Genomic DNA, 8222 nt, shown 5'->3' with positions numbered 1-8222 from the left:
GGGCGACAACGTGTCGATCACGGTGAAGCTGATCGCTCCGATCGCGATGGAAGAAGGCCTGCGCTTCGCGATCCGCGAAGGTGGCCGTACCGTCGGCGCCGGCGTCGTCGCCAAGATCCTCGACTAAGCCAGTTAGTCGCTGATCGACAGTTTTGGGGCCGGAGCTGTCCGGTCCCATTGGTACAGGGGTATAGCTCAACTGGCAGAGCGTCGGTCTCCAAAACCGAAGGTTGGGGGTTCGATTCCCTCTGCCCCTGCCAAATCGCCACGTTCAGACGTGGCATTTGTTTTAAGGTGTTATGGCGAATCCATCCGTCGAAACTGTAAATACCTCCGGCGATAAGCTGATGCTGGGCCTGGGCGTATTGCTGGTCTTGGCCGGATTTGCGGGCTTCTTCTTGCTTGGTGGCAAGGAGTGGTACATCCGCGGCGCTGCATTGGCAGTTGGGGTCATCGCTGGTGTCGCCGTCGCCCTGATGTCGCTTCCGGGCAAGAGCTTCATCGCCTTCGCGAAGGATTCCTACCGGGAGGTGCGCAAGGTCGTATGGCCGACGCGCAAGGAAGCCACGCAAACCACGCTGGTGGTGTTCGGGTTTGTGCTGGTCATGGCGCTCTTCCTTTGGCTTAGCGATAAGTCGATCGAATGGGTGATTTTCTCGGCGATTCTGGGTTGGAAATGATATGAGCGATACTCCGGCGATCCCGAGCGGAAAGCGTTGGTACGTCGTGCACGCCTACTCCGGTATGGAGAAGAGCGTGCAACGTGCGCTTCAGGAGCGCATTGAGCGTGCCGGCATGCAAGACAAGTTTGGCCAGATCCTGGTGCCGACCGAAGAGGTCGTCGAAGTCCGGGGTGGTCATAAGGCGGTGACCGAACGTCGTTTCTTCCCCGGCTACGTGCTGGTCGAGATGGAAATGACGGATGAAACCTGGCACCTCGTGAAGAACACGGCCAAGGTGACGGGCTTCGTCGGCGGTGCACGCAATCGGCCGAGCCCGATTTCCCCGCGGGAAGTCGAAAAGATCATGTCGCAGATGCAGGAAGGCGTGGAAAAGCCGCGTCCGAAAACCCTGTTCGAAGTGGGCGAGATGGTCCGGGTCAAGGAAGGCCCGTTCACCGATTTCAACGGCACGGTCGAAGAAGTCAACTACGAAAAATCGCGAGTGCGCGTGTCCGTCACCATTTTTGGGCGGGCTACACCGGTCGAGCTCGAGTTCGGCCAGGTCGAGAAAGTCTGAGTTTGGATGGGCAGCCTTCGCGCTGCCCGTCGTCGCGATTACGGTCCGCATCATTGACCGTTGAGGAGCGTCAGTAGCCACATGGCGAACGCGCGTTATCACTCACCGAACGCCAGCCTGGCGTTCCAACGAGGTGTACACATGGCAAAGAAGATTGTCGGCTTTATCAAGCTGCAGATCCCTGCAGGTAAAGCCAACCCGTCGCCGCCGGTCGGTCCGGCACTGGGCCAGCGCGGCCTGAACATCATGGAGTTCTGCAAGGCGTTCAACGCGCAGACCCAAGCCATGGAGCCGGGCCTGCCGGTTCCGGTCGTGATCACGGCATTCGCGGACAAGAGCTTCACGTTCGTGATGAAGACGCCGCCGGCGACCGTCCTGATCAAGAAGGCAGCGAAGATCGACAAGGGCTCGAGCAAGCCCCACACCGACAAGGTCGGTTCGATCACGCGCGCACAAGCTGAAGAAATCGCGAAGACCAAGATGCCTGACCTCACGGCAGCGGATCTGGACGCGGCAGTTCGTACCATCGCGGGCAGCGCACGCTCGATGGGCATCACCGTGGAGGGCGTGTAAATGGCCAAGATCTCGAAGCGTCGTCAGGCATTTGCCGCTAAGGTCGACCGTCAGAAGCTGTACGCGATCGAAGACGCACTGGCACTCGTGAAGGAATGCGCGAGCGCGAAGTTCAACGAATCGATCGACGTCGCAGTCCAGCTCGGCATCGACGCGAAGAAGTCGGACCAAGTGGTTCGCGGTTCGGTCGTGCTGCCGGCAGGTACCGGCAAGTCGGTTCGCGTTGCCGTGTTCGCACAAGGCGACAAGGCCGAGCAGGCTCGTGCAGCCGGCGCTGAAATCGTCGGCATGGAAGACCTGGCCGAGCAGATCAAGGCCGGTCAGATGGATTTCGACATCGTGATCGCTTCGCCGGACACGATGCGTATCGTCGGTACGCTGGGCCAGATCCTCGGCCCGCGCGGCCTGATGCCGAACCCGAAGGTCGGCACGGTCACGCCGGACGTCGCCACCGCAGTCAAGAACGCGAAGGCGGGTCAGGTCCAGTTCCGTGTGGACAAGGCCGGTATCATCCACGCCACGATCGGTCGTGCATCGTTCGAGCCGACCGCGCTGCGCTCCAACCTGTCGGCGCTGATCGAAGCGCTGCAGAAGGCCAAGCCGGCGACCAGCAAGGGCGTGTACCTGCGCAAGATCGCGCTGTCGAGCACGATGGGCATCGGCGTTCGCGTCGACCAATCGTCGCTGGCCGCACAGTAATCGCAGTATTCGGATGGCCCCGCCGCGGTGGGGCCGTCCAACCAGGGCTTTGGGCGGTTGCCCGGCGCGCGAGCGCAGGGTGACCGGTTATCAAAGACCGTTGGTGGGAGGCAGCAGGCAGGCACTCCCTTAATGCAGGCCAACGCAGATGGCGAACCCGAACAAGTTTTGAAGTGGTGAAGCCGATGGCGCGGAGCGATCCGGGCCGGCGGCGGAAATACTCCTGACGACTCGGACGCCGTTGTTGAACGAGGTACGAAAGGCCCATGCCGATCGTATCGTTTCTGGAGGCTAACCGTGCCGCTTAATAGAGAAGACAAGCAAGCCGTCGTCGCTGAGGTTTCCGCGCAAGTCGCGAAGGCCCAGACCGTTGTGCTGGCTGAGTATCGTGGAATTGCGGTTGGCGATCTGACCAAGCTGCGCGCGCAAGCGCGTGAAAAGCAGGTGTACCTGCGCGTGCTGAAGAACACCCTGGCACGTCGCGCAGTTGAAGGTACGCCGTTTGCTACGCTGGCAGAGCAGATGACCGGCCCGCTGATCTACGGCATCTCTGAAGATGCGATTGCTGCCGCGAAGGTCGTGAACGACTTCGCGAAGAGCAATGACAAGCTGATCATCAAGGCAGGTTCGTTCGATGGCAAGGTGATGGACAAGGCTGGCGTGCAAGCGCTGGCAAGCATCCCGAGCCGCGAAGAACTGCTCTCGAAGCTGCTGTTCGTCATGCAGTCGCCTGTTTCCGGTTTCGCGCGCGCCCTGGCCGCGCTGGCCGAGAAGAAGCAGGCCGAAGCTGCATAACGTCGGCATCACAGATCGCTGGCTGTACCCGCATTCAATTTAGGAGTATTTCACATGGCAATCGCAAAAGAAGACATCCTGGCAGCAGTCGAAGGCATGACTGTTCTGGAACTGAACGAACTGGTCAAGGCGTTCGAAGAGAAGTTCGGCGTGTCGGCAGCTGCAGTGGCAGTTGCTGGCCCGGCAGGCGGCGGCGCAGCTGCTGCAGCCGAAGAGCAGACCGAATTCACGGTCATCCTGGCTGAAACGGGCGCCAACAAGGTTTCCGTCATCAAGGCCGTTCGCGAACTGACGGGCCTGGGCCTGAAGGAAGCGAAGGACCTGGTCGACGGCGCACCGAAGCCCGTCAAGGAAGCCGTGCCCAAGGCTGCCGCTGAAGAAGCGAAGAAGAAGCTGGAAGAAGCTGGCGCAAAGGTCGAAATCAAGTAAGTTTCGACGAGCTGCGCGAAGGCTGGCGGTTTTATACCGCCGGCCTTTTTGTGCTTTGTGGGGACGCTGTTTTGACACTCAATTCGTGTGTCGAAATGGATGGCCCCAGAAGCCAAAGAAAACCGCCCAAGGCGCATCGCGATGCGTGCAACCGGCGATTCTCTTTGTCTTCTGAAGCGACTGCAGAAGGCAAGTTTGGTCGGGTAGCGGGCAACACAGGCATCCGCTGCCGTCAGCCAGCGGTTGGTAGCGGCCAACCACCAAGCTTCTCGGCTCGAGCCGCCGCACGGCTATCGGGTCTCAGTCGGTGAACACTCGGGTTTGACACGTCCAGGTATCCCGCCTCGATAGCGCCCGCCGTGATTCGGAGATCGTATGCAATATTCCTTCACCGAGAAGAAGCGTATTCGCAAGAGTTTCGCGAAGCGCTCCATCGTTCACCAAGTTCCTTTCCTGCTAGCCACTCAGCTTGAATCATTCAGCACGTTTCTGCAAGCTGAAGTGTCTGCAGCACAACGCAAGTCCGAAGGCCTGCAAGCCGCCTTCACCTCTGTTTTCCCGATCGTTTCGCACAATGGCTTCGCTCGTCTCGAGTTCGTGAGCTATGCCCTGTCGTCGCCGGCATTCAACATCAAGGAATGCCAGCAGCGCGGCCTGACCTATTGCTCGGCACTGCGCGCCAAGGTGCGCCTGGTGTTGCTCGACAAGGAATCGCCGAGCAAGCCGGTGGTCAAGGAAGTGAAGGAGCAGGAAGTGTACATGGGCGAAATTCCGCTCATGACGCCGACCGGCTCGTTCGTCATCAACGGTACCGAGCGCGTGATCGTGTCGCAGCTCCACCGTTCCCCGGGCGTGTTCTTCGAACACGACAAGGGCAAGACCCACAGCTCGGGCAAGCTGCTGTTCTCGGCGCGGATCATTCCCTACCGCGGCTCGTGGCTCGACTTCGAATTCGACCCGAAGGACGTCCTGTACTTCCGCGTCGACCGTCGCCGCAAGATGCCGGTGTCGATCCTGCTGAAGGCCATCGGCCTGACGCCGGAACAGATCCTCGCGAACTTCTTCGTGTTCGACAACTTCACGTTGATGGACGAAGGCGCGCAGATGGAGTTCGTGCCCGAGCGCCTGCGTGGCGAAGTCGCGCGTTTCGACATCAGCGATCGCGATGGCAAGGTCATCGTCCAGAAGGACAAGCGGATCAACGCGAAGCACATCCGTGACCTGGAAGCCGCGAAGACCAAGTTCATCTCGGTGCCGGAAGACTACCTGCTCGGCCGCGTGCTGGCGAAGAACGTGGTCGACGGCGACACCGGCGAAGTGATCGCGAACGCGAACGACGAGATCACCGAGAGCGTGCTGGACAAGCTGCGCGACGCGAAGATCAAGGAAATCCAGACGATCTACACGAACGATCTGGACCAGGGTCCGTACATCTCCTCGACGCTGCGCGTCGACGAGACGGCCGACAAGACGGCCGCGCGTATCGCCATCTACCGCATGATGCGCCCGGGCGAGCCGCCGACCGAAGAAGCCGTCGAGGCGCTGTTCAACCGCCTGTTCTACAGCGAAGACGCCTACGACCTGTCGAAGGTCGGCCGCATGAAGTTCAACCGCCGTGTCGGCCGTGACGAGATCGTCGGCCCGATGACGCTGCTGGACGACGACATCCTCGCGACCATCAAGATCCTGGTCGAGCTGCGCAACGGCAAGGGCGAAGTGGACGATATCGACCACCTCGGCAATCGTCGCGTGCGTTGCGTCGGCGAACTGGCGGAGAACCAGTTCCGCGCCGGCCTGGTGCGTGTCGAGCGCGCGGTGAAGGAACGCCTCGGCCAGGCCGAAAGCGAAAACCTGATGCCGCACGACCTGATCAACTCGAAGCCGATTTCCTCGGCGATCCGCGAGTTCTTCGGTTCGTCGCAGCTCTCGCAGTTCATGGACCAGACCAACCCGCTGTCGGAAATCACGCACAAGCGCCGTGTTTCCGCACTGGGCCCGGGCGGCCTGACGCGCGAGCGCGCCGGCTTCGAAGTCCGTGACGTGCACCCGACCCACTATGGCCGCGTGTGCCCGATCGAAACGCCGGAAGGTCCGAACATCGGCCTGATCAACTCGCTGGCGCTGTACGCCCACCTGAACGAATACGGCTTCCTCGAGACGCCGTACCGCAAGGTGACGGACAGCAAGGTGACCGACCAGATCGACTACCTGTCGGCGATCGAGGAAGGCCGCTACGTGATCGCCCAGGCGAACGCCTCGGTGGACGAGAACACGGGCGAGCTGACCGACGAACTGGTGTCGGCGCGTGAAGCGGGCGAAACCATGATGGTCACGCCGGACCGCATCCAGTACATGGACGTGGCGCCGTCGCAGATCGTCTCGGTGGCCGCATCGCTGATCCCGTTCCTCGAGCACGATGACGCGAACCGCGCACTGATGGGCTCGAACATGCAGCGCCAGGCCGTGCCTTGCCTGCGTCCGGAAAAGCCGGTGGTCGGCACGGGCATCGAGCGCACCTGCGCGGTCGACTCGGGCACCACGGTCCAGGCCTATCGCGGCGGCGTGGTCGACTATGTCGACGCGGGCCGTATCGTGATTCGCGTGAACGACGACGAAGCGGTGGCGGGTGAGGTCGGTGTCGACATCTACAACCTCATCAAGTACACGCGTTCGAACCAGAACACGAACATCAACCAGCGTCCGATCGTGAAGATGGGCGACAAGGTCGCGCGCGGTGACGTGCTGGCCGACGGCGCCTCGACGGACCTGGGCGAGCTCGCGCTCGGCCAGAACATGCTGATCGCGTTCATGCCGTGGAACGGCTACAACTTCGAGGATTCGATCCTGATCTCGGAGAACGTGGTGGCGGACGATCGCTACACGTCGATCCACATCGAAGAGCTGAACGTGGTCGCTCGCGACACCAAGCTCGGACCGGAAGAAATCACGCGCGACATCTCGAACCTGGCGGAAATCCAGCTCGGCCGTCTCGACGAATCGGGCATCGTCTACATCGGTGCCGAGGTCGAAGCGGGCGACGTGATGGTCGGCAAGGTCACGCCGAAGGGCGAGACCCAGCTGACGCCGGAAGAGAAGCTGCTGCGCGCGATCTTCGGCGAGAAGGCCTCGGACGTGAAGGACACCTCGCTGCGCGTGCCCTCGGGCATGAGCGGCACGGTGATCGACGTGCAGGTGTTCACGCGCGAAGGCATCGTGCGTGACAAGCGCGCGCAACAGATCATCGACGACGAACTGAAGCGCTACCGCCTCGACCTGAACGACCAGCTGCGTATCGTGGAAGGCGATGCCTTCCAGCGTCTGGCGCGCATGCTCGACGGCAAGGTCGCCAACGGCGGCCCGAAGAAGCTGGCCAAGGGCACCAAGATCGACCAGGCCTACCTGTCGGATCTGGACCACTACCACTGGTTCGACATCCGCCTGGCGGACGAGGAAGCGGCGGCCCAGCTCGAAGCGATCAAGAACTCGATCGAGGAGAAGCGCCACCAGTTCGACCTGGCCTTCGAAGAGAAGCGCAAGAAGCTCACGCAAGGCGATGAACTGCCGCCGGGCGTGCTGAAGATGGTCAAGGTCTACCTCGCGGTCAAGCGTCGCCTGCAGCCTGGCGACAAGATGGCGGGTCGTCACGGTAACAAGGGCGTGGTCTCGAAGATCGTGCCGGTGGAAGACATGCCGTACATGGCCGACGGCCGTCCGGCCGACGTCGTGCTGAACCCGCTGGGCGTGCCGTCGCGGATGAACGTGGGCCAGGTGCTCGAAGTCCATCTCGGCTGGGCTGCGAAGGGCCTCGGCTGGCGGATCGGCGAAATGCTGGCGCGCCAGGCGAAGATCGAGGAACTGCGTGTGTTCCTGACCAAGATCTACAACGAGTCGGGCCGCGCGGAAGACCTCGAGAGCTTCAGCGACGACGAGATCCTCGAACTCGCGAAGAACCTGCGCGAGGGCGTTCCGTTCGCCACGCCGGTGTTCGACGGCGCGACCGAAGAGGAAATGTCGAAGATGCTCGACCTGGCGTTCCCGGACGACATCGCGCAGCAGCTCGGCATGACGCCGTCGAAGAACCAGGTGCGCCTGTACGACGGCCGCACGGGTGAGGCATTCGAGCGGACCGTGACGGTCGGCTACATGCACTACCTGAAGCTGCACCACTTGGTCGACGACAAGATGCACGCGCGTTCGACCGGCCCGTACTCGCTCGTCACGCAGCAGCCGCTGGGCGGCAAGGCGCAGTTCGGTGGCCAGCGTTTCGGGGAAATGGAAGTGTGGGCGCTCGAGGCCTACGGCGCATCGTATGTGCTGCAGGAAATGCTGACGGTGAAGTCGGACGACGTGAACGGCCGGACGAAGGTGTACGAGAACCTCGTCAAGGGCGACCACGTGATCGACGCGGGCATGCCGGAATCCTTCAACGTGCTGGTGAAGGAAATCCGCTCGCTCGGTATCGACATCGACCTCGATCGCAACTAATC

The 8222-nt window shown here is 61.7% G+C and carries 7 protein-coding genes, 1 tRNA gene and 1 pseudogene; all 9 read left to right on the top strand.

Annotation, left to right across the window (positions count from 1 at the left end; genetic code table 11):
• A pseudogene (tuf, locus tag F3J10_RS22170) lies at positions 1–127 on the top strand (elongation factor Tu); the annotation flags it as partial.
• 57 nt (positions 128–184) lie between these two features.
• A tRNA-Trp gene (locus tag F3J10_RS22165) sits at positions 185–260 on the top strand.
• A gap of 39 nt (positions 261–299) precedes the next feature.
• Positions 300–680: a preprotein translocase subunit SecE gene (secE, locus tag F3J10_RS22160; RefSeq protein WP_012734344.1), complete on the top strand. Its 381-nt coding sequence runs from the start codon at positions 300–302 to the stop codon at positions 678–680.
• Position 681: 1 nt separating this feature from the next.
• A complete protein-coding gene (nusG, locus tag F3J10_RS22155; RefSeq protein WP_013696350.1) occupies positions 682–1239 on the top strand; it encodes a transcription termination/antitermination protein NusG in 558 nt (185 codons plus the stop codon).
• 141 nt (positions 1240–1380) lie between these two features.
• Complete coding sequence (gene rplK / locus F3J10_RS22150; protein ID WP_013696351.1) at positions 1381–1812, top strand: 50S ribosomal protein L11; 432 nt, start codon at positions 1381–1383, stop codon at positions 1810–1812.
• A complete protein-coding gene (gene rplA / locus F3J10_RS22145) occupies positions 1813–2511 on the top strand; it encodes a 50S ribosomal protein L1 (protein ID WP_013696352.1) in 699 nt (232 codons plus the stop codon). It begins immediately after the preceding gene.
• A 297-nt stretch (positions 2512–2808) separates the two neighbouring features.
• Positions 2809–3306, top strand: a complete 498-nt coding sequence (rplJ, locus tag F3J10_RS22140) for a 50S ribosomal protein L10 (RefSeq protein ID WP_013696353.1) — start codon at positions 2809–2811, stop codon at positions 3304–3306.
• 54 nt (positions 3307–3360) lie between these two features.
• Complete coding sequence (gene rplL, locus F3J10_RS22135; protein WP_013696354.1) at positions 3361–3735, top strand: 50S ribosomal protein L7/L12; 375 nt, start codon at positions 3361–3363, stop codon at positions 3733–3735.
• A gap of 375 nt (positions 3736–4110) precedes the next feature.
• On the top strand, positions 4111–8220 hold the full coding sequence (rpoB, locus tag F3J10_RS22130; protein WP_025101107.1) for a DNA-directed RNA polymerase subunit beta: 4110 nt from the start codon (positions 4111–4113) through the stop codon (positions 8218–8220).
• Positions 8221–8222 lie beyond the last annotated feature (2 nt).

This window comes from Burkholderia sp. Cy-637, assembly GCF_011753175.1.
In the GTDB taxonomy this organism is placed as follows: domain Bacteria; phylum Pseudomonadota; class Gammaproteobacteria; order Burkholderiales; family Burkholderiaceae; genus Burkholderia; species Burkholderia gladioli.
Note: the sequence above shows the minus strand (reverse complement) of the source record. Positions and strands in the feature narration are given on the sequence as shown.

Bases quoted from the DNA above. Each gene is read 5' to 3' on its own strand.
- nusG (WP_013696350.1), top strand. From the start codon at position 682: ATGAGCGATACTCCGGCGATCCCGAGCGGAAAGCGTTGGTACGTCGTG.
- secE (WP_012734344.1), top strand. From the start codon at position 300: ATGGCGAATCCATCCGTCGAAACTGTAAATACCTCCGGCGATAAGCTG.
- rplA (WP_013696352.1), top strand. From the start codon at position 1,813: ATGGCCAAGATCTCGAAGCGTCGTCAGGCATTTGCCGCTAAGGTCGAC.
- rplL (WP_013696354.1), top strand. From the start codon at position 3,361: ATGGCAATCGCAAAAGAAGACATCCTGGCAGCAGTCGAAGGCATGACT.
- rpoB (WP_025101107.1), top strand. From the start codon at position 4,111: ATGCAATATTCCTTCACCGAGAAGAAGCGTATTCGCAAGAGTTTCGCG.
- rplK (WP_013696351.1), top strand. From the start codon at position 1,381: ATGGCAAAGAAGATTGTCGGCTTTATCAAGCTGCAGATCCCTGCAGGT.